The organism is Methanobrevibacter ruminantium M1 (genome assembly GCF_000024185.1).
GTDB lineage: Archaea > Methanobacteriota > Methanobacteria > Methanobacteriales > Methanobacteriaceae > Methanobrevibacter > Methanobrevibacter ruminantium.
This window is the reverse complement of the sequence record NC_013790.1, coordinates 328,862-352,665: the sequence shown is the minus strand read 5'-3', so window position 1 is coordinate 352,665 and position 23,804 is coordinate 328,862. Positions and strand designations below refer to the sequence as shown.

Sequence of the window (23,804 nt, the reverse complement as noted above, 5' to 3'; positions counted from 1 at the left end):
TAAAAAGAATAAGAATTAGATATAAAAAAACAACTATCAAAATTTAAATAAGAAGGTATAAAATGAAGTTAAAATCAAAGTATTTTGTATTTTTACTCATAATATGTATCCTATTCAGTATTTCAACAGTTTCAGCGAATGATAATGATATGAGTATAAATCAAAATCTGCAAAATGATGCAAATCAAGATATAAATCAAGATTTGCAATTAAATGAAGCATATCAATCAGATACAAATCTAAACCAAAATTTGCAGGCAAATAATCAAGAAAATGATTTGCTAAAAGCATCTGAAGATAAGACCTATAATGATCTCTATAATGACATAAAAAACTGCGAAGATACGTTCAATATAGAAAACGACTATAAATACACTGAAAGCGATAACCACACCTTTATAAGCATAAATAAAACCAATCTAGTGATAAACGGAAATAACCATGTCATTGATGGATCCAATAAAGCTGGAGGATTTGAATTTTTAAAGGAATCACTAAATATAATCATCAATGACTTAACTTTCATTAACTGCAACGATTACACCATAGTTAATGAAGACGGAGGAAATATCAGTTTAAATAATGTCAATTTCACTAACAATCACAATAAATTGGGCATTTTGTATTCAGAGGGAATGATATCAGTTTTCAATGGAGCATTAACTATAAATAACTGTAATTTCGATTCAAACAATAATACTAACCTCATATACACAAATTTTGCAGAGCTAAGAATTACAAATTCAAATTTCTCCAACGGAAAAGGGATTGGAAGCCCTATTTATGCCAATAGGTTCGAATTGTATATAGATAACTGCAGCTTTGAAAATTTCACTGCCCCCTATGGAGGAGCAATAAATTTCAAAGGAAACACCTTTGTCATTAAAAATTCAAAATTCAAGAACTTGAATGCCGAAATAACTGCAGGAGCAATTTTTGCAAAGTATTTCCCAAAAACAAATAAAGATGGCCCCTATATTCCGGGTGAAGACATGCTTTTTGAGAATTGTGAATTTTCCAATGTCTCATCAACTCATAACGGAGGTGCAATCTACTTGAATCTGGATTCAAGTTCTGAGGGCTTTGCAAAAACTATCCATATTAACAATTGCAACATAACAGATGCCTCATCCGACTTTGGAGGAGCAATTGCAAGCCAAGGAGAAATCCTAGACTTCTCCAATCTAAATATCATAAATTGCCATGCCAAGATAGGAGGTGCAATCTACAGTTCCTGGGCAGATTTAAGTCTTAAAGATTGCAATATCATAAACAATAGCGCCGATAAGGACGCAGGAGCAATCTACTTTGATTATAGCAAATTAATAATTGATAATTCCAATTTTACAGATAATAAGGTGAATAATATCTCTTCAGGCAAAGAAAGCATCATATACGCCAATGACGTAGATGCAGAGATAAGAAATTCCATATTTGATAACGGAGGAGTTGCAGTCTATGCAAACTTCGCAAGCAATTCCAAATTTGAAAATAACACTTCTACAGATTTATTCCTATGGAATAATACCAATTATATTGTTTCTGTTGAAAATAAGGGAATAAAACTTAATCTGACAAACAATACAATCAATGTAGATAAATTGCCTTCAAAATTTGACGGCCGTGATTGGGGTTGGGCTAGCCCTCTTAAATTCCAAGGAGACAATGTGGCCTGCTGGGCATTTGCAACTGCCGGAGCATTGGAATGCGCTCTTTTAAAGCAGACTGGAGTCTTATATAATATTTCTGAAAACAATATTCAAAATCTCCAATTAAAATATTTCTCCGAAGGGGATAGAAGAAACAGTGCCATAGGTTATGCTTACAGTGGTTTAGGCCATTCATTAAGCTGGTATGGAGCCATCACATCAGAAGATGACCCATATGATGAAAGAGGAATGTACTCTGACGTTGCAGAAACCGATAAGAGAATCCATGTTCAGGATGCAATGATAATCTTCGGCGGAAGAAACGATACAAGGAATCTGATGAAGGAAGCAATAATGAAATATGGTGCAGTATCCATCCAATATATGTATGCTCCTTATGATTACACTGCCAATTACACTGAAGTGGACCTGCAGCCAGGACATTTCGTTACCTTAATCGGATGGGATGACAATTGCCCTCCTGAAAAAGTAAATACCAAAATGGCCATAGACGAGACCAATATTCCTCCAGGACCTGGAGCTTGGCTAATGAAAGATTCAGAAGATTCTAAATTAGGAGAAGATGGCTATGTTTACCTATCCTATTATGACCTTTCAATATTATCCAAGGATTTCTACCCAGTCATTCCTCAAGCTGCAGGTGTAGCCTATATCTTTGAAAACACTAACGACTATCATGTCAACTATCAAACAGACATCACAGGCCTTGCAGGATTTGATGAAAACTACAGCTATTACTCCAATGAGTTCGTATCAAAGTACGACGAGTGGATTGGAGCTGTTGGAACCTATTTCAACGAATCAGGAATCGACTATTCCTTTGACATATATGTAAATGGAGAAAAGGCACACTCCCAAAACGGAACAAGTGAGTTTGCAGGATTCAGAACAATCGTTTTGGACAAATATGTTCCAATCAAGGCAAATGACACATTTAAAGTAATATTCAAAAGCAATGCACTTCCTTTCCAAGCATATTCAAGGCAACACTATATCCCTAATATGTCTATGATAAGTGCAGATGGCAGCAATTGGATCGATTATGCCGATAAGAATAGAACAGTCTGTCTTAAGGTATATACAATAGAAAGCGATAAGGAAAACATATCCAGCAGAGCATCTACAATAATAGACTGCAAGAACATGACAACAACTGCCGTAGCAAGTGCAGACGGAAGAGTTGGAGAATACTTTGTTGTCACCTTAAAAGACCAAAATGGAACAGCCCTAACAAACAAGCCAATAAAAATAGGTTTCAATGGAAGAGTCTATGACAGAGTCACAGATGAAAACGGAAGCGCAAAGCTGCAGATAAACCTCGCATATAAGGGAACCTACACATTCGCCATAGGATTCCTTGGAGATGAGGACTATCTCGGAGCATTTGAAGTGGCAAAAATCACTGTAAATCTTCATAGCCCTAAGCTAAGTGCCCCTAATAAGTCTTATAAGGCAAGCGCAAAGACAAAAGAATTGACTGCCACCTTTAAGACATCTAATGGAAACCCAATAAGCGGCAAGAAGATAAGCTTCACAGTTAACGGTAAGACTTATACAGCAAGCACAAATTCAAAAGGGCTTGCTAAAGTCAATGTTTCATTATCCAAAAAAGGAACTTATAGCTTTACTGCAAAGTATGCCGGAGATGAAACATATAAGGCAACAAGCGTAAAATCCAAACTTACACTTAAATAAAAACTTTTTTAAAAGAGCAATTTGCTTATTGCTCTTCTATTTTTCTTTTTTTAAATGATGAAATTTTATTTATCATCAAGGATAATCATCAAGTAAATTCAGTTTTATTTCCACTAATATTAATGCTTTATATGATAATTTAAGATTATTTATTAGTGTTTAAAAATAATCATCAAGTCAAAATCATATTATTCATCAAGCCACGAACAAATATATTTTTTAAATTCTGATGCATAATTTATATATAATAATTTAGATAATTTATTATAATAAACACAGATATGAATTATTAGGAGGCCTTTAATGTTTGATGCAAAGTTTCAATATACCAATAAAATCATCAATAATTTGATGGAAATTTCCACCATCAAGGAATTTATTTTGAATTCCCAAATTTTGCCTTCCTATGACATTTTACTAAGAAATAAAGCAATAATCACATCTTCTTATAATTCAACATCCATTGAAGGAAATCCATTGGATTTTAAACAAGTAACAAAATTATTTAATTTAAAACAGGAAAATAAATTAGATGAGCTTAAATTAAATAAATCTGAAATAGAAGTTTTAAATTACTTTAAAACACTTGAAAATTTAGATAACTATGAAAAAATTGATGAAGAAACTATTTTAGATATTCATAAAAATATCACTGAAGGAACCCTTAAAGATCCTAATATGGCAGGAAAATTCAGAGATTCTCCAGTAGTAATTGGGAATATAAAAACAGGCCAACTTAATTATGTGCCTCCAAGCCCTATTAAAGTTCCTTATTTAATCAGGGAATTATTGGATTGGGCAGACGTTCAAGAGGATTTAAATCCAATCATTCTTGCAGGAATCTTCCACTATGAATTCGTTAGAATTCATCCTTTTGTAGATGGCAATGGAAGAAATGCAAGAGCATTAGCTACTTTAATACTTCTTTTAAAAGATTTTGACATAAAAAGATATTTTTCCCTTGATGAATATTATAATCAGGATAGGCAATCCTACTACAATGCATTGCAATCTGCAGATAAGTCTCAAGATTTAACTGAATGGCTAGAATATTTTTCCACAGGATTTTTAGTTTCATTATCCAATGTTAAAAAGGATATTGAAAGCATATCCCGTTTTGATATAAAAATGAATGGCAAAATTAAATTAAACGAAAAAGAGATTAAAATATTGGAGTTTATTGAAAAAAACAATTCCATAAAAAATAAGGAAGTTCAGGATCTGCTTAACTTATCTGCCCAAAGGTCCCATTTTTATATTAATGAATTAGTTAAAAAAGGATTGATTAAGTCAAAAGGCAAAGGCAGAAGCACTGTTTATATATTTAAATAGTTAAAACTAATTTTTTATTTTTCATAAGTTAAAAAAATGAAGAAACTTCGCATCCATATTTCTCCTTTTAGTAAATTGAATTAAGAATAATTAAAAATAATTAGAAAGATTAATGGACCCCTTAAACAATATTTCAACTTTTCTTTTTAAATACTCTCTTTAGCCATTTTAAAACTTATTTTAAAATCAATTAATCTTGAACCTTTTTAAAAATTATACTAATCCATAGTTTTTTATGAAAGAGTCAAAAGCATCAAATATTTAACTAACAATCGTTAGTTTTATAAATTAAAAAGTCAAAAATACCATATAGAGTTAACTAACAAGTGTTAGTTAAAATTTAGAATGATAAAAGTTTCAAAATGACCAAAAAACAAGCAAAAAAGATTTTAAGAATAATAAGGGAATAACATGGCTAAAAAGAATACAAAAGAAAAGATATTTGACTCTTCAATTGATTTATTCTCCCAATATGGATATACAAACACATCCATACGACAAATCGCCAAAGAAGTAGGAATAAAGGAAAGCTCAATCTATAACCACTACCAAAGCAAGGAAGCAATATTGGAATCAATATTAAACTATTATATCAGCGAAATGCTAAAGGAAGAAGCTCCTATTATGCAATCCAACGACAATCTGGATTTAGGATTTGAATATTTCTATAAGCAGGGCAGCGACAGATTCCTATCAAAACTCTCTGAAGAGAGAATGATGAAAATCACAAGAATATTTCTGGTAGGATCGTATCACAATGAAAAGATGAAGGCTTTTGTAAAGGAAGGAATCATTGACTATGCAATAAAAGGTTGGGAAGAGCTGTTCAATCTAATGAAAGAAAAAGAAATCATAAGAAAAGATGCAAACAGCAAACAGCTTGCAGAATCTTTCTATTCATATGGAATATTCCTATTATATGAACATTTCATATTCAACTATCCTGAAGATGATGAAAAGTTCCTAAAGGACTTCGAAAGAAGAACAACCGATCATATGAAGATAATATTTAACTCAGTTAAAATAAACAATGAAGAATCTAAAATAGACAATAATAAAAACAATCCATCCTCCAATCACGATAAAGAAAACAAAGAATTAGAAACAGAAATCATGAGATTGGAAGAGGAAAAGGACTACAAAAAAGTTGAAAATCTTGTAAGAGATGCATTTTGGAACATATATCGTCCAGGAGCTTATGAACACTTTATCGTCTACAATCTAAGAGAAGACCCAAGCTTCATAAAGGACCTGGCATACATTATAGAGGAAGATGATGAAATAATAGGACATATAAACTATTCTAAGGGAAATCTGAACCTTTATAAGAAAAACAATCAAGGAATGGAGAAGATAAACGATTGGAATGAGGAAGCAGTTGTTCTTGGCCCAATAGCAATCAATCCAAAATACCAAAACCAGGGATATGGATTCAGATTGATAAAGCATACCTTAAGACTTGCAAAAAACAAGAACATTCCATATGTCTTTGTAATAGGGGATGAGAACTATTATAACAGATTTGGATTTGAAAGCGCATCTAAATACAATCTATTTCTGGAGGGAACAGATACAAGCGAGGAAAATCCATTCTTCATGATAAGAATATTTAAAGACCTTTTTAAAGACAAGGACTACGACAGAGGAATCTTCTACAATCCAAAAGTCTTTAACGTCAGCCAAGATGACGTAGATAAATTTGATGAAAACTTTGAGTATAAGCAAAAGAGGGTTCAAGAAGGACAGTTGGAATGAATAAAAAGATAATGATAAAACAATTAGCAAACTAAGATTTATGAATTACTTATAAAGGATGTGAAAATATGAAATATCTAATTATTAACGGTTCCCCAAGGAAGAAAAACACATGGGCCATGGTAAAGCAAGCTAAAACAAACCTAGAAGGTGAATTTGAAGAGATTCAATTAATGAAAACAAAAATACCAATGTGCAATGGCTGCTTTAAATGCATAATGGAAGGGGAAGATAAATGCCCTCACTTTGAAACAGTACATCCAATCGTAGAAAAGATAAAAGAAGCTGACGGACTCATAATAACAAGCCCAGTTTATGCTATGAATGTCACAGGACTTATAAAGAACTTCTTTGACCATACTGCATATATCTACCACAGACCAGAATTCTTTGATAAGAAAGCTCTAATCATAGTATCAACTGCAGGGGCAGGTCATAAGAATGTAGCCAAATATATGGATGAAACCCTTAGACATTGGGGATTTAATAAGAACCATAAGATAACTTATGCCTGCGGCGGAAAAGACACAATAAACACAGAAGAGATAAATAAGACAGCGCAGAAGTTCCAAAAGGACGTTAGCTCCAAAAAACTCCACTCCCCTAAATTTATGGATATTGTATTTTACAATGTTTGGAGAGCAATGGCAGTAAGTAAAGATCCAATAAAAGCAGATAAGGAATATTGGGAAGCAACCGGACTTGTAAATTATGATTTTGCACCAAATGTAAAATTAGGATTCTTTAAAGGAATATTTGCTAAAATAGTCTTTGCCATGATGAAAAAAGTAATTAAATAAATAAATTAAATTATAAAAATAAAAATTAATTAAAAAAAAATTAATTAATTATAATTTAACCAATAACCCTATAAATTATAATAAAAAGATTGATTCAAGTGATTTTATGATTGGAAACGATTGGGACAATGCATTGGAAGATGAATTCAATAAAGACTACTTCATAAAGATAAAGGAATTTGTAGAAGCCGAATACAAAACAAAAACTATCTATCCACCTAAAGAAGAAGTCTTCAATGCATTTAAGTTATGCCCATTAGACAATGTAAAAGTGGTAATTTTAGGCCAAGACCCATACCATGAAAAGGGACAGGCCCATGGCCTTGCATTCTCCACCCCTGAAGGCCATCCAATCCCAAGATCTCTTAAAAACATCTTTAAGGAAATTAAAGAAGAGTACAACTATCCAATTCCAGATTCAGGATGCCTTGAATCATGGGCAAAGCAAGGAGTTTTCCTTCTAAACACAGTCCTTACAGTGGAGGAAGGAAATGCCAACTCCCATAGCAAATGCGGATGGCAGACATTTACAGACAATGTAATAAAAATATTAAACCAACAAGATTCCCCTATCGTTTTTCTATTATGGGGAAAACAGGCAGAATTAAAAAAAGAACTCATTACAAATCCTAATCATTTAGTACTAATTTCTTCCCACCCATCACCATTCTCAGCAAGAAGAGGATTTTTTGGATGCAATCATTTCAAGTTAGCTAATGAATTTCTAAAGGACAAGGGCTTAGAAGAGATTGATTGGCAAATAAAAAATGTGCAGACCACTTTGATATAATGAAAATATTAAATAACAATACATAATAACGATTGGTTTTAAAAAAAAAATATTGTTCATCGATAAACAGTTTCCCAGGAAACATTTATATAAAATGAAAACAAAAGAGAATAATATAAGAAAAATCGTTCATCAGTAAACAGTTTCCCAAGAAACATATTAAAAAACCAAGCAAAATGTGATTAAACCATGAAAGAAAGCAAACACCCAGATAAATTTGATTCAATGCCTTTTATTGCATTAATACACCACATATCCCAAAATAAACTAAGATATGCAAGAAAAAACCCTAACCATATAGACATGGTTCATGAGGGTCGCTATCTAATGGAGATACACAAAAGAAAGAATTTATCCCAAGATGATCTTGCAAACATATTCGGTCAAAGCAAAGGAACAATAGCAAAAGCACTTAGAAAGTTGGAAGATAAGGGATATGTAGAGAGAATCATTAACCAAAACAATAGAAGAAAATACATTCTTAAAACAACACAAGAAGGAGAAAAACTAGCTATTTTATTAGAAGAAGATTTATCAAGCTGGGAAGAAGCTGTTGGAATAGACAAACTAGATGATGAAACAAAAAATCAATTAAGAAAGATAGCTAGAAAAACAGAAGAAATACTAAAAGAAGAATAAATCTTCATTTAAAAAGATAAAAAAGAGTAATTACTCTTTAAAAATAAGAAAAATCATAATTACATTATTACAGATAGGGATTAAAATGGCAAATGAAAATGTAGAGCTAATGAGAGGAGCACCGGAGATAGCAGTTAAGAAACTGGCAATTCCAATCATGATTTCCATGCTCCTAACCGCATCATATAACATAATCGATGGAATATTCGTAGCAGGCTTAGGCCAGGCAGCAATTGCCGGAATAGGCTTTGTAACCCCAATATTCATGATACTAAACGGTGTAAGCGTAGGTCTTGGAAGCGGTGCAACAAGCAGCATAAGTCGTTTTGTAGGGGCTAAAAACCACGAAGGAGCAAACAAGTCAGCCACCCATGCCCTATTGATATTCCTTATAGCCTCAATAATCCTAACAATCATATTCCTCTTCATCCAAGAACCTCTCCTTAGAACATATGGAGCAAGCGGACAATCTCTAGCTGAAGGACTAAAATACGGAAGCCCCCTATTTCTAGGACTCTTCACATTCATGTTTGCAAATGGAGGAAGCGGAATTCTCCGTGGAGAAGGGGACATGAAAAGGGCAATGTATGCAGTAATTGTATCTGTAATATTAAACACATGCCTTGACCCTATCTTCATCTACACATTAGGTATGGGCTCAGCAGGAGCTTCCCTTGCAACTATAGTCAGCTCTGCAGGTTCAGCCATAGTCATAATGTATTGGATACTTATAAAGAAAGACACTTGGGTCCATGTGGAGCTAAAGAACTTCAAGTTCGATTCAAATATAGCAAAGGACATTCTAAAAGTAGGAATTCCTGCTTCAATGGACATGTTCATGATGTCACTAGCTGTCAGTCTTTATCTAATATTCATCTCAACAATAGGAGGAGAATTCGGCATAGCTGCATTCACATCAGGTCAAAGGCTATACCTATTTGCAATAATGCCTCTAACATCAATAGGAAGCGCAGTGGCAGCAGTAGCAGGAAGCGCCTATGGAGCAAGAAACGGAGATTACCTATCAAGAACACATATTTACGGCGCTAAGTTTGGAATAGCCTTTGGAACAGCAGTTACAATAATCCTTATAGCCTTTGCTCCACAGCTTGCAACAATATTTGCATACACTCCAGAAACTGCACCATTAGTCCCTGAAATAACCCAATTCTTAAGAATAGCAAGCTTATGCCTCCCACTGACAGGAGCTGGAATGTGTTCAAGCTTCCTATACCAAGGAATAGGAAAGGGAACAATCAGCCTCATGTGGACAATAATAAGAGAGGTAATATTTACAGTAAGCGCAACATACATCCTTGGAATAGTTCTAGGATGGGGATTGGTTGGAATCTGGACTGGACTTGCTATAGGAAGAATAACTGCAAGTATATTAAACTTCACATTTGCCAGATTTACAATCAAGAAGATTAGAGAGAACTTTGGCACATAACTCAAGCTTTTTTGAGACTTTCGGTCTCAAAAAACCTTGACCAAAATTTTATTCCATACAGTTAGAACCCACTCTTAAAAAAAGAAACATGTAAAAACCACCACCAAACCAACCAATAAAAACCACCACCAAACTAAATCAATTCAAGAAAAACTATTTAAAAGCAAATATAAAAATTAATAATATGCAAGGTAAAACACTAGACACAAGAACACGCAACTTAATACTCATTCTATTTTTAATAGGCGTATTCATGGGCTCATTGGACACAGGAATAATTGGACCTGTCCTTCCCTCAATCGAACAGAGCTTCCATCTGACAAGCCGAGAATCAAGCTGGATATTTACATTATTTGTAATCACATTCATGATTGGTTCTCCAGTAATGGCCAAATTTTCAGACTTCTATGGAAGAAAAAAGATATTCATCCTTGACGTTCTTCTTTTTGGAATAGGATCTTGCCTAATAGCAGCATCCATAAGCATAGAATTAATATTTTTAGGCAGACTCATACAAGGATTCGGCTGTGGAGGAATATTCCCAGTAGCGGGGGCATTTGTAGGAGACGGATTCCCATTGGAAGAGAGAGGAAAGGCATTGGGAATTCTTGGAAGCGTATTTGGAATATCAGCAATAGGAGGGCCTCTTGTAGGAGCAGCATTAATCCCCTATGGCTGGAACTGGTGTTTTACAATAAACATTCCAATTGCAATATTTCTAATTATCTTTGCATGGTACATACTGCCAGACTCAGATAACGATAGAAAACTAAAGATAGACTATTTAGGAATACTAATATTAAGCTTGCTAGCCATATTCTTATCCTACGGGCTTAATCAAATAGACTCAAGCAATTTTATAGCGAGCCTACTCTCTCTAAATGTACTTCCATTCTTAGTAATATTCATAATTCTAATCCCAATATTCCTAAAGGTAGAGAAAAAAGCCGAAGAGTCAATCGTGCCAATCCATATGCTAAAGAATAAGGAAATATCAATTGCATGCATAGAAACCTTATGCTATGGAATAATCTACTCTTCAGCAATTTTCATACCATCACTGGTAATCCTTTCAATGGGATTGGACGACCAGCTTGCAAGCCTTATGCTGATTCCAATACTTGGAGCAAATGCAGTTGCAGCACCGATTCTTGGAAAAATCCTGGATAAAACAGGCTCAAAGAAGCTTATGGCAATGGGAACAATGATTCTTGCAATAGGGCTTATTGCAATTGCAATCTATCCAAGCAATCTAATATTCTTCATAATAGCCGGATGCCTTATTGGAGTGGGACTTGTAACAATAATAGGAGCGCCGTTAAGATATATAGTCCTCACCGAAGCAAAGCCATATGAAAGAGGAGCAGGCCAAGCCATAGTAAATATGCTATCAAGTGCAGGACAGCTGATAGGAGGAGCCCTGATTGGAGGAATAATCGCATCATTTACAGGAATTTTAGGCTATCAGGTCAGTCTTATCATAGCTGCAATAGTTGCACTGATTGCATTTGCATTCACCTTAAGATTAAAAGGCCGTGATGAGCAGATAGCTACTATGAAGGCCAATCAATAATAAAGAATGGTTAATTTGCTATGATAAACATCAAATTAACCCTTAAAAAAACGCCAGCAAACCATAATAATTAAAAGGAGGATAATTCGTAACTGTTTTATTCCCCTATCCACCACAAAAAAGAATATAAAAAAATAGTTTATAAAAGTTTAAAATATTAAACCCTAACAAAAAAAAATAGTATAAAAAAATAGTTTATAAAAGTTTAAAATATTAAACCCTAACAAAAAAAATAGTATAAAAAAATAGTTTATAAAAGTTTAAAATATTAAACCCTAACAAAAAAAATAGTATAAAAAAATGTTTATAAAGGTTTAATATATTAAACCCTAACAAAAGAAAAAATAGTATAAAAAATATTGAAAGAAGCTACTTGGAAATAGCATCTTTCATTGATTTAACATAATTTGCAAGAGGCTCTCTTGCATTTTCCCCATGCTCTGCAATAATATTAACAATTGCACTCCCTACAATAACACCATCTGCAACTTTTGAGATATTTTTAGCTTGTTCTGGAGTGTTGATACCAAAACCAACAGCTGTTGGAACATCAGTAACTTCCTTTATATCACTAATTATTGATTTTAAATCCGTCCTAATCTCACTTCTCATACCAGTGACTCCTAATGATGAAACAACATAGATAAATCCACTTGCTTCACTTGCAATCATTTGTATGCGTTCCTTTGAAGTAGGTGCAATCAGGCTAATTATATCAACACCATATTTCTTTGTTACCTCCAATATCTCATCCTTTTCATCATATGGAAGGTCTGGAGATATTATTCCACAGACATTAAGTTCCTGGCATCTTTTGAAGAACTTGTCATATCCATAATAGAACACTGGATTGATGTAAGTTAGAAATACTAAAGGAACATCTGACTTTTCTCTTATTTGTCTTATTGCCTCAAAGACATCATCAGTGTTTGTATTGTTTGATAGTGCCCTTATATTTGCTTCCTGAATGACTGGCCCTTCAGCTACAGGGTCTGAGAAAGGAATTCCAATCTCTACAAGGTCGCAACCTGCCTCTTCCATTGCCAGCACATATTCAACTGTCTTTTCAATTGTAGGATCTCCAGCGGTTAAAAATCCGATGAAAGCTTTTCCATCTTTAAATGCATCGCTAATCTTTATATCTTTCTCCATCTTATCACCCTTAAACATTCATTTATTAATGTAGTTCGATATCCTACAATTATTCGTATAATTCAACTCCCTTATATCGGGCAATAGCTGCCACATCCTTATCTCCACGACCTGAAACATTAATGATGATTATATCATCCTTATCCATATCTCCTGCAACCCTCATTGCATGGGCTATTGCATGGGAGGATTCTATTGCTGGAATGATTCCTTCCGTTCTTGATAGGTATTCAAAGGCTTCCACTGCCTCATCGTCGGTAGCTGAGACATATTTTGCTCTTCCTATATCATGCAAATAGGCATGTTCAGGACCAATTCCAGGATAGTCAAGACCTGCTGATATTGAATATACAGGAGCAATCTGACCATAATTGCCTTGGCAGAAATAGGATTTCATTCCATGGAATATTCCAAGCTCTCCTTTTGCAATTGTAGCCGCATGGTATTCAGTGTCTATTCCCTTTCCTGCAGCTTCAACTCCAACCAGCTCCACTTCCTCATCATCCAGGAAATTGTAAAATGAACCCATCGCATTGCTTCCTCCACCGACACAGGCAATAACCATATTTGGAAGCTTGCCTTCTAGCTCTAGAATCTGTTCTTTCATTTCCTGACTTATCACTGCCTGAAAGTCCCGAACTATAGTTGGAAATGGATGTGGACCCATAGTGGAACCTATTACATAATGGGTGTCATCCACTCTTGAAATCCATTCTCTAAAAGCATCGTTTACTGCATCCTTAAGGACTTTAGAGCCTGTTGTTACTGTATGAACCTTAGCTCCTAGAAGTTCCATACGGAATACATTCAATGCTTGACGCTTTGTGTCCTCTTCACCCATAAAGACTTCACATTCCATGTCCAATAAGGCTGCAGCAGTAGCTGTTGCAACACCATGCTGACCTGCACCGGTTTCTGCAATCACTCTGGTTTTGCCCATCTTTTTAGCAAGCAGACACTGTCCAAGAACATTGTTTATCTTATGTGCACCAGTATGGTTTAAGTCTTCACGCTTTAGATAGATCTTTGCTCCTCCAAGATCCTCTGTCATTCTTTTTGCATAGTATAATAAAGAAGGCCTTCCTGCATATTCCTTTAAAAGAGTGTTTAACTCTTCTATAAATTCAGGGTCTTCTTTAAAATGATTATATTGTTTTTCTAAGTTAAGAAGTTCATTCATTAAGGTTTCAGACATGTATTGTCCACCATGAACTCCAAATCGACCTCTACTCATATTTCTTTCTCCATTGAATACTTTTGATTATTTGATAAGAATTATTAATCATTAAAATTTATCTCTATATTTATCTAGATTTTAAACAATTATAAAATTAATCCCCATAATTATTTACAATATCAAAATTAAGATTAATCTCCCTAATCATTTACAATATCAAAATATAAAATTAATTTCTATATCTTTCTACAATTTCAACTATCTCTTTGATTTTCTCTTCATCCTTAAAGCCATCTGTTTCTACTGAACTGCTTAAGTCAACTGCATATGGGTTGAACTCTTTTATAGCAGAGTCTAAGTTTTCACTGTTTAAACCACCAGCTAAAAAGATGGAATTTTTAAAAAATTCGCTATTTTTATCAAGAAGACTCCAGTCAAATGTCTTTCCAGAGCCTTTGCCACTGTCTAAGATAAAATAGTCAGATACTGAATCTCGCCACTCCAATAACTTATCATTGAAATTATCATAATTATTAGCATTATTGATTTCAATTGCATTAATAACTGGTATTTCATGGCCAGTTTGCTCTAATGATTTAGCTTTTAGGTTCTTTATATAATCCTCATCCTCATCTCCATGAAGCTGAGCAATCTTGATTATTCCTTCCTTGTATAAGTCTACAATAAGTTTCATATGTTCATTTACAAATACACCTACAGGAATAATATCTTCTCTTAAAAGAGCAGATAATTCTTTAGCTTGCTCATATGATACCTTACGAGGACTGCCTGCAAATACGAAACCTATATAATCAATATTGTATTTATTTACAATATCTATATCCTCTTTTCTTCTTAGTCCACAAATCTTAAGTTTAAGCATTCTTCAACTCCAAAATCAATCCAAAATATCAAATTATGCATTTTTTTTAAATCCTAACCATTCTTCAACTCCAAAATCATAGATTTCTTATCATCACTTCTCATTAAAGTTTCACCGATTAAAACTGCATCCACATTGTTTTTCTTTAGTCTGCCTACATCTTCAGCTGTTTTGATACCGCTTTCGGAAATGAATAGGATCTTATCGCTTACAAGACTTCTTAATCTGATGCTATTTTCAATATCTACTGTAAAATCAGCTAAATTTCTATTGTTTACTCCAATTATCCCTGCACCGGCATCTACTGCAGTTCTTATTTCATCTGCATCGTGGGTTTCAACAATTGCGGAGAGACCTAAATCATGTGCCAAATCCAAGTAATTCTTTAATTGAACATTATCAAGTATTGAAACAATCAAAAGGATGGCAGAAGCACCTAATATCTTTGCTTCATATATCATATACTCATCAATGGTAAAATCCTTTCTTAAAAGAGGAATTGATACATTTTGAGAAATTTCCTTTAGGAAATCGTTGGATCCTTGGAAGAAATATGGCTCTGTTAGGACTGATATTGCAGAAGCTCCAGCTTGCTCATATTCCTTTGCTATCTTGATATAATCAAAGTCTTCGGCAATTAATCCTTTTGAAGGAGATGCTTTCTTAACTTCAGCAATGATAGCAATTTCAGGGTCTTTTAAGGCTTCTTTAAAAGGGAATTCATTATTTATTTCTAACTTTGATACTTCCTCTTTTAGCTTATCTAAGGATTTAATCTTTTTAGCTTCAATTAATCTCTCTTCAGTTTTAGCAACTATCTTCTTTAACATAAAAATCATCTGTTCAGTTTATGATTTAAAAACAATCCCTAATACTTAGAAACAATCTCTAATAACAATTATCTGTTTGTAACTTCAATGAACTTTTCAAGCTGATTTAAGGCTTTTCCAGAATCTATTATCTCTTCTGCTAGCTTAACTCCATCTTCTATGGAATCTACCTTACCTGCAACATAAAGACCTGCAGCTGAATTTAATAAAACTGCATTTCTTCTTGGTCCCTTTTCACCATTTAGAACAGCCAATGTGATTTCTGCATTTTCATTTGCATCTCCACCAACAAGGTCTTCTTTAGATGCAATATCCATAGAGAAATCCTCTGGGGAAATTTCATATGTTCTTGTCTTTCCATCCTTAAGTTCGCATACTGCAGTCTTATCGCTTGCAGAGATTTCATCCATTCCATCCAATCCATAGACAACCATTGCAGACTTTACTCCAAGATTTTTCAACACATCGGTAAGAGGCTCTATAAGCTCCCTTTCATAAACTCCCAAGACTTCCATTGAAGCCCCTGCAGGGCTTGTCAATGGCCCTAAAATATTGAATATTGTTCTGATTGAAAGCTCTTTTCTTACCCCTGCAACATATTTCATTGAAAGATGATAGTTTTGAGCAAACAGGAAACATAGATTGATTTCTTTTAGGCATGCTAAGCTTTTTTCAGGACTTATATGAATATTGACTCCTAACTCTTCCAATACATCCGCTGCACCGCATTTGCTTGAAGCCGATCTGTTTCCATGCTTGGCTACAGGAACTCCTGCTGCGGAAATGACAATAGAGGAGGTTGTTGATATGTTGAATGTATTTGAACCGTCTCCACCGGTTCCTACAATCTCTAAAACCTCTTCATCATTTAATAATCTTACACAATGAGCCCTCATGGCTTCAGCAGATGCTGTGATTTCTTCAATTGTTTCTCCTTTCATAGACATGGCAGTCAGATAAGCGCTCATTTGAACCTCGCTTGCCTCACCACTCATGATTTCATCCATAGTTGCATAAGCTTCATCATAAGTCAAATCTTCATCTTTGTATACTTTTAAAATAGCTTCTTTAATCATAAAATCCCTTTTTTAACTTTTTCTAATAATATTTAAAATTCATAAAATTAAACTCTATCCAATAAAAATATTTAAAATTCTTTATTTTTAACTTTATTTAAAAGAAAAAACATCTAAATCTAATTTTTAATATTTAAAAAATTCTCTATTATCTTTAATCCCTCAGGAGTCAATACAGACTCTGGATGGAATTGCAGACCATAAATATTAGCATTTTTATGCCTTACCGCCATTATCTCATTATCATCTGTTCTTGCCAATACAATCAAATCATTAGACAAACTATCATTCTCTACAGCCAAGGAATGATATCGTGCTATTTGAATTGGGTCTGAAATGTCCTTGAATATCTTATCCTCATCCAATTCAATAATAGAGGTTTTTCCATGCATCAATTCCTTGGCATGTATGATATTGGTGCCAAGGGCTTCACAAATGGCTTGATGGCCAAGGCATACACCTAAAATTGGAACATCTGAATTAATATACTCTTTTACAATATCCTTACAGATTCCTGCATCCTTAGGTTTGCCTGGACCTGGAGATAGGATAATATAATCTGGATTTAACTCTCTTAGTTCCTCTACAGTCATTTCATCATTTCGAATTACCTTAATCTCTTCATAGATTTTATACAAATCTCCTTTGCTGGCTAAATCGTATCCCTTTATATTTGCTAAAGCCTCTCCAATGAATTGATATAAATTATAAACGAAACTGTCATAATTGTCTACTAATAGAATCATTCTATCCCTCCATCTGCTAATCTTAAAGCATCCATAACTGCCTGTGCCTTATTGATAGATTCTACAAACTCGCTTTCGGGGACGCTATCTGCAACTATTCCTGCACCTGATCTGATAAATACCTTATTGTCTCTTGCAAAAGCTATCCTTATTGCAATGCAAGTGTCCAGATTGCCTGTTAAGTCAATATAGCCAATTGCTCCACCATAGATTCCTCTTTTATTGTCTTCAAGCTCATTGATTATCTCACATGCCCTTATCTTAGGGGCTCCAGATAAGGTTCCAGCAGGTAGGATTGAATCTATTGTGGATAGATAGTCATAATTTTCCCTTAAAATTCCCTCTACAGTTGATCCTATGTGCATCACATGGGAGAACCTTACTATATCCATATATCTGTTTACCTTGACAGAGCCTATTTGGCTTATTTTGCCTATGTCATTTCTTCCAAGGTCGACAAGCATATTATGCTCTGCTCTTTCCTTTTCATCTGCCAACAGTTCCTCTTCCAGTTGTCTGTCTTCTTCATCTGTTTTTCCCCTTGGACGGGTTCCAGCAAGAGGGAAGGTGTAAACCTGATTGTTTACAAGCTTTACAAGAGTTTCAGGACTAGCACCTGCTATTTCTATATCATCACTGGAGAAATAGAACATATAAGGGGAAGGATTTGTTGTTCTAAGAACCCTATATACATCAAACAAGCTTCCTTCAATGTCTGCTTCTATTCTGTTTGAAAGAACCACTTGGAAAATGTCTCCCTCTCTTATGTAATGCTTTGCCCGCTCCACCATGTCACAGTATTCTTCTTTTGAAAAGAGATATCTGAAATCAGACTTGAGTTCAATCGGAAGGTGTTTGGTAATTTCCTTTCTGCATCTGTCCAATTCCTCTAAGGTTTTTAGTCCTTTCATTTCCTCTAATGACTTGATTGTCTTCTTGTTTGTTAGCTGGTCTTTAAAGTCGTCATTCAAGAGATCCACTATATTATCTGCCTTTATAATATTCACTATGTCCTTAATGTCATTGCAGGCTTTTTGATAGTTTTCCTCGATTGATTCATTTTTTAGCATATCTTCATCGTTTACTTTCATATTAACGATTACAACTATCTTCTGCTTGTAGTTGTCAAATGCAATTACCTTATCAAAGAGCATCAAGTCAACATCCTTAAAGGCGTCCTGATTCTGTGCATCCAATATCAGTGAGGGTTCGCTGTACTTGATATAATCATATGAGAAATAGCCTACAAGCCCACCTGAAAATGGAGGGATGTTTTCAAGCTTTGGAGATTTGTTTTCTTCTATTATTTCTCTAATATATTCTCCAGGATTATCAGTTTTTATGCTAAAGCATTTATCTTTTTCATCTTCAATTCCACAATCACTGAAGCTTGATTTTCCTTTAATGACCAGTTCTCCATCCTGACAAGTCAACTCAAGGATAGGATTGAATCCAAGAAAACTGTATCTACCCCAATTTTTAGAATCTTCTACACTTTCAAGCATGTAGCAATGGTTGCTTAAGATTCTAAGTCTTCTTAAGACTTCTATTGAAGTCTTAGTGTCTGAAAATATTTCATAGCTTATTGGGATTCTTTTATACGAATCATCCTTTGCTATTTCCTTTACTTCTTCTATTTTGGGGTAAAACACTTCTTAATCTCCTTTTGTTTGATAAATAAATAAATTTTAGAAATTTTAGTAGATAAATAAATTTTAAAAATTTTGATAAATAAATAAATGTTAAAATCTTACTTAAACATTAATTTATATCTTTTTATAATGTATATTTTATTATGTATAATGTACTATTTAAATCTTTGTTGTACAAAAATATACATTATAATGACATATTTTCAAAAAAAATTATCGGAATATGCATAAATAAAAAAATTTAAATATTACTTGAATAAATCTTATAAATGGTAATTATTAAAATTTTCAAAATACTTCATACCTAATATAAATACAATAATGCCTAACTTTATTTATATTATTGGTAATTTAAGATTGAATTTAAAGAAGGTGGGTTTAATGAGAATAAAATACCTATCAAAGCAAGATATTAAAATTATCTTACATTATCTTGGATACATCATGATCGGCATAGGGGCAATACTGCTATTTCCTCTGCCAATCGACTTATTCTATAGAGAATTCAATTATGTTTATGGAGTAATTCCGCCTTTAATTTCAATCATATTAGGAGTTATTTTTTCTCAAGGATTCAGAGAATATGACAAACTTAAATTCAAGCATGGGATGATCATATCAAGCATATCATGGCTATGGGCAGGTCTTGTTGGAGCAATAATCATGATGCTGATTTTAGATGTCTCATTCGTAGACGCTTTTTTTGAAAATATCTCTGCATGGACCGGAAGCGGATTGACCATGTTCAGCGATGTTGAATCCTTGCCTATGTCAATACTATTTTTAAGAAGTGTGGAACAATGGATCGGTGGACTTGGAGTGGTAATCATCTTCATAAGCCTACTCATTAAGCCTGGAACTTCTGCATTCAAGCTATACAAGTCTGAAGCAAGGGAAGATAGAATAAAGCCAAATATAAAAAATACCCTTAAAAAAACAATGCAGATATATGCCATTTATACCGTTATAGGGGTCATCTTATATCTTATAGCAGGACTTCCCCTCTTTGATTCCATAAATCTGACATTCACTACAATATCCGCCGGAGGAATGTCAATAAAGAATGCAAATATCGGATTCTACCAAAATGATATTGTTTATATAATCACTATCTTTCTAATGATATTAGGGGCTACAAGCTTTACAGTCCATTATAAAATGGCTAAAACAAAAGGAAAAGCCATATTAAAGGATATACAATTCCAACTATTGATTGTAAGCATCATACTTAGTGCAATAGCAATTGCAATCATTACAAAACTTGCTCCTATGGATGTGGTTTTCCATGTCGTTTCTGCAATTACAACAACAGGAGCAAACATTGCCCCTCCAAGTGAGATGGCAGCATGGGCTCCCCCTGCACTGATAATCATAATAGTCTTGATGCTGATGGGTGGTTCTTCAGGTTCCACTGTAGGTGCTATAAAGCTTGTTAGAGTAATTACACTCTTAAAAAGCACACATCTTGCTGTGACAAATATAGTTTCTCCTGGAAGGTTTGTAAAGATCAAGATATCTGGAAAATCAATAAATGAAGGAGAAATGAAAGAGGCATCTTCATATATGGCAGTTTATATATTCTTTTTAGCCATATCTTGGATAATAATGACTTATTATACAAATGATCCATTCAATACTTTATTTGATGTGGTGTCCACTTTAGGTAATGTGGGATTAAGCACAGGAATAATCAGCGGAGAGCTTGGCACTATTCCAAAGGTAGTGTTGATATTTTTAATGTGGCTAGGAAGACTGGAGATAATTCCTATACTTTTAACTATCCAAATAGGATTTGAGACATTTAACCAAAGTTTAAGATTTGTTAAAAGGAGAATGATGAGGAAAATTAAGCCTAATTAATTAGAATCCGTAGAGAGCACTAAAGTTAAATTAAATTAAAAAAACTAAAAAAAGAAAAATAAAAAATGAAAATTAAGAATTAAAAAAAAAACTAAAAAAAGAAAAATAAAAAATGAAAATTAAGAATTAAAAAAAAAACTAAAAAAAGAAAAAATAAAAATGAATTAAAGAATTTAAAAAAATAAGCCTAATCAAATCAAAAAAAAATAATTTTTTAAATTATTAAACCTTATTCCTTTTTATTGGAGGCACATAACGTTTTAATAACAATGATAAGCTGATTACAGTCACTGAACTTAATGCCATTGCAAGTCCAGCCCATTCTGGCTTAAATACTATTCCAAATAATAGGAATAGCAAACCTGCAGCTGCTGGAACCAAGAGCATATTATATGCAAAAGCCCAGAAAAGGTTTTCCTTGATTCTTGTCATTACCTTTTTGGAGAACTGTATGGAAGCTACAACGTTTTCTAAGTCTCCTTCCATAATAACAATATCACCGCTTTCCATAGCAATGTCGGTACCGTTTCCCATAGCCACACCTACGTCTGCTTGGGATAAAGCTGGAGCATCATTGATTCCATCACCAACAAACAAGACTCTTTTTCCTTCCTTTTGAAGCTCTTGAACCTTATCCAACTTGTCGTTTGGAAGAACATTTGCTATAACATTATCTATGCCTACTTCATTTGCTACAGTGGAAGCTGTCTTTTCATTGTCTCCTGTAAGCATATAGGTTTCTATGCCCATCTTATGGAGCTCATCAATAGCTGACTTGGAGTTATCCTTTATCTTATCCATTAAGGTGATTATTCCCTTTATCTCGCCATCTATTGCCATTACAATGGTTGTTTTTGCTTCGGACACAAAGGTATTGAACTTATCTAATACTTCATCTGTGACTTCCACACCTTCTGATTCCATAAGTTTAAGGTTTCCGGCGAGAACTGAAGAATTATTTTCATCCACTACCACATTAGCCTTTAAACCTTTACCAGTTATGTTTTCAAAGTCACTTACTTCAAGTAAAGCCAAATCATCCTTGCCTTCCTCTGTTAATTTAAGATTATCACTCTTAAATCTGTTTAAAATGGATTTTGCAATAGGGTGATTTGAATTATTCTCAACGCTTGATAGGACTTGAAGGAACTTGTCACCAGCCATATCAAATGTTTCAATGTCTGCTACCTCAGGCTTGCCTTCTGTAATGGTTCCAGTCTTATCGAATACACATACATCAACATCCTTAGAGCTTTCCAAGGTTTCTCCATTCTTGATTAGTATACCATATTCTGCTGCCCTACCGACCCCAACGGTAACTGCTGTAGGGGTAGCAAGGCCAAGGGAACATGGACATGCAACTACAAGAACAGAGATAAGGCATGTTAGTGAGAACAACAAGCCTGCACCTGCTACAAAGTACCATAGACAGAATACGACTATAGCAATTGTAAGGATAACAGGTATAAACCAGCTGACAATCTTATTTGCAAGCCTTTGAACAGGAGGCTTTGACCCTTGTGCCTTTTCAACAAGTTGAATGATCTGTGATAAGACAGTTTCAGACCCAATCTTCTGAGCCTCTATCTTTAATGCACCATCTTGGTTTATTGTACCTGAGAAAACATCGATTCCCTCCTTTTTAAGCTTAGGAACCGGTTCTCCTGTAATCATAGCCTCATCAACATAGCTTTCACCGTCAACTACAATAGAGTCTGCAGGTATCTTTTCACCAGGCTTTACAAGCAATATGTCTCCAATATTGATATCCTCAATATCTATTTCCTTTTCTATGCTATTGCCCTCTTCATCACTTGTAATTAATGTTGCTGTTTTTGGCTGAAGGCCAATAAGCTCCTTGATTGATGATGAGGTTTTCCTTTTTGCTCTTGCCTCAAGATAACGTCCTATAGTGAGGAATGAAGGCAACATCACTGCAGATTCATAGAACATAAAACTTGAGTCGAGAATTATATTGAATGTACCTAATACGCTTGATACAAATGCCACAAGAATACCCATTGAATACATTACATCCATATCTAGGTTCTTATGCTTGAAGGAGTTCCATCCAGCCTTTAAGATAGGCATGCTTACATAACAGAATGGGAAAATAGCTATGATTAAAGAGAGTTGTCCCATAGTCAATGGAGGAATTGTAATATGGAAATGCATAATTGCCATAAGTATACCGGCAAAGACCAGACCTACTATGATTCTATATAGTTTGCCTCTAAGGTCCTTTTGATACCTTTCCTCTTCATCCATTATGTCCAGTTCGCCGTCAAGGCCGATATATTCGAATCCAAGCATTTCGATTGTCTTTTGAATCTCCTTTAGATTGAGCATGTCCCTATAGTATGTGATGGTAACCTTCTGATTGGAAAGATTGGCATTTGCCTCAACCACACCATCTACACGAGGAAGGAACTTTTCAACATTGTTCACGCAAGAGGCACAATGCATTCCAGCAATCTGAATGACCACTTCCTCCTTTGGAACGGTAAATCCCACAGATTCAACTGTCTTATCGATTGTTTCTGGAGAGAGATTATCCTTTAACACCATATGGGCCTTATTGGTGTTTAGGTCCACATTGATGGATTCCACTTCATCAAGCTTACCTAGCGACTTTTCAACTAGAAGGGAACAAGAGGAACAATGCATGCCATCTACAGGAATATCCAATTCTTTTTGAGCCATATAAGTCTTCCTTTAATTCTT

The 23,804-nt window shown here is 34.2% G+C and carries 17 protein-coding genes; 9 read left to right on the top strand and 8 right to left on the bottom strand.

Annotated features, from left to right (window positions below):
- Positions 1 to 62: 62 nt before the first annotated feature.
- From MRU_RS01115 to MRU_RS01080, 8 genes are all read left to right on the top strand, one after another.
- Positions 63 to 3,365: an Ig-like domain-containing protein gene (locus tag MRU_RS01115; protein ID WP_012955030.1), complete on the top strand. Its 3,303-nt coding sequence runs from the start codon at positions 63 to 65 to the stop codon at positions 3,363 to 3,365.
- Between the two features lie 303 nt (positions 3,366 to 3,668).
- Positions 3,669 to 4,697, top strand: a complete 1,029-nt coding sequence (locus MRU_RS01110) for a Fic family protein (RefSeq protein ID WP_012955029.1) — start codon at positions 3,669 to 3,671, stop codon at positions 4,695 to 4,697.
- A gap of 411 nt (positions 4,698 to 5,108) precedes the next feature.
- Positions 5,109 to 6,452, top strand: a complete 1,344-nt coding sequence (locus MRU_RS01105; protein ID WP_012955028.1) for a GNAT family N-acetyltransferase — start codon at positions 5,109 to 5,111, stop codon at positions 6,450 to 6,452.
- Positions 6,453 to 6,520: 68 nt separating this feature from the next.
- Positions 6,521 to 7,252 (top strand): flavodoxin family protein, encoded by a 732-nt coding sequence (locus tag MRU_RS01100; protein WP_012955027.1) that lies wholly within the window; start codon positions 6,521 to 6,523, stop codon positions 7,250 to 7,252.
- A gap of 106 nt (positions 7,253 to 7,358) precedes the next feature.
- Complete coding sequence (gene ung / locus MRU_RS01095) at positions 7,359 to 8,042, top strand: uracil-DNA glycosylase (RefSeq protein ID WP_012955026.1); 684 nt, start codon at positions 7,359 to 7,361, stop codon at positions 8,040 to 8,042.
- A gap of 189 nt (positions 8,043 to 8,231) precedes the next feature.
- The gene (locus MRU_RS01090) at positions 8,232 to 8,681 is read left to right on the top strand and encodes a MarR family winged helix-turn-helix transcriptional regulator (RefSeq protein WP_227717042.1); all 450 of its coding nucleotides are present in this window, start codon (positions 8,232 to 8,234) and stop codon (positions 8,679 to 8,681) included.
- 85 nt (positions 8,682 to 8,766) lie between these two features.
- Entirely contained in the window at positions 8,767 to 10,131 is a 1,365-nt protein-coding gene (locus tag MRU_RS01085) for an MATE family efflux transporter (RefSeq protein ID WP_012955024.1), read from the top strand.
- A gap of 184 nt (positions 10,132 to 10,315) precedes the next feature.
- Complete coding sequence (locus tag MRU_RS01080) at positions 10,316 to 11,704, top strand: MFS transporter (protein ID WP_012955023.1); 1,389 nt, start codon at positions 10,316 to 10,318, stop codon at positions 11,702 to 11,704.
- Positions 11,705 to 12,073: 369 nt separating this feature from the next.
- Here MRU_RS01080 and trpA read toward each other — a convergent pair whose 3' ends face one another.
- The 7 genes from trpA to MRU_RS01045 all read right to left on the bottom strand — a co-directional run bounded on the left by trpA (position 12,074) and on the right by MRU_RS01045 (position 19,220).
- Positions 12,074 to 12,856 carry a tryptophan synthase subunit alpha gene (gene trpA, locus MRU_RS01075; protein WP_012955022.1) on the bottom strand — a complete coding sequence of 261 codons (783 nt, stop codon included), beginning with the start codon at positions 12,854 to 12,856 and terminating at the stop codon, positions 12,074 to 12,076.
- 49 nt (positions 12,857 to 12,905) lie between these two features.
- Positions 12,906 to 14,090 (bottom strand): tryptophan synthase subunit beta, encoded by a 1,185-nt coding sequence (gene trpB / locus MRU_RS01070; RefSeq protein ID WP_012955021.1) that lies wholly within the window; start codon positions 14,088 to 14,090, stop codon positions 12,906 to 12,908.
- A gap of 172 nt (positions 14,091 to 14,262) precedes the next feature.
- On the bottom strand, positions 14,263 to 14,916 hold the full coding sequence (locus MRU_RS01065) for a phosphoribosylanthranilate isomerase (RefSeq protein WP_012955020.1): 654 nt from the start codon (positions 14,914 to 14,916) through the stop codon (positions 14,263 to 14,265).
- A 53-nt stretch (positions 14,917 to 14,969) separates the two neighbouring features.
- Positions 14,970 to 15,746 (bottom strand): indole-3-glycerol phosphate synthase TrpC, encoded by a 777-nt coding sequence (gene trpC / locus MRU_RS01060; RefSeq protein ID WP_012955019.1) that lies wholly within the window; start codon positions 15,744 to 15,746, stop codon positions 14,970 to 14,972.
- Between the two features lie 68 nt (positions 15,747 to 15,814).
- Positions 15,815 to 16,822, bottom strand: a complete 1,008-nt coding sequence (trpD, locus tag MRU_RS01055; RefSeq protein WP_012955018.1) for an anthranilate phosphoribosyltransferase — start codon at positions 16,820 to 16,822, stop codon at positions 15,815 to 15,817.
- A gap of 119 nt (positions 16,823 to 16,941) precedes the next feature.
- On the bottom strand, positions 16,942 to 17,568 hold the full coding sequence (locus MRU_RS01050) for an anthranilate synthase component II (RefSeq protein ID WP_012955017.1): 627 nt from the start codon (positions 17,566 to 17,568) through the stop codon (positions 16,942 to 16,944).
- On the bottom strand, positions 17,565 to 19,220 hold the full coding sequence (locus tag MRU_RS01045; protein ID WP_012955016.1) for an anthranilate synthase component I family protein: 1,656 nt from the start codon (positions 19,218 to 19,220) through the stop codon (positions 17,565 to 17,567). Before MRU_RS01045 ends, MRU_RS01050 begins: the two co-directional genes overlap by 4 nt.
- A 381-nt stretch (positions 19,221 to 19,601) precedes the next feature.
- Here MRU_RS01045 and MRU_RS01040 point away from each other — a divergent pair, with 381 nt between their 5' ends.
- Positions 19,602 to 21,080, top strand: coding sequence for a TrkH family potassium uptake protein (locus MRU_RS01040; protein WP_012955015.1), 1,479 nt, complete (start codon positions 19,602 to 19,604; stop codon positions 21,078 to 21,080).
- Between the two features lie 222 nt (positions 21,081 to 21,302).
- Here MRU_RS01040 and MRU_RS01035 read toward each other — a convergent pair whose 3' ends face one another.
- Positions 21,303 to 23,783 (bottom strand): heavy metal translocating P-type ATPase, encoded by a 2,481-nt coding sequence (locus MRU_RS01035; RefSeq protein WP_012955014.1) that lies wholly within the window; start codon positions 23,781 to 23,783, stop codon positions 21,303 to 21,305.
- Between the last annotated feature and the right edge of the window lie 21 nt (positions 23,784 to 23,804).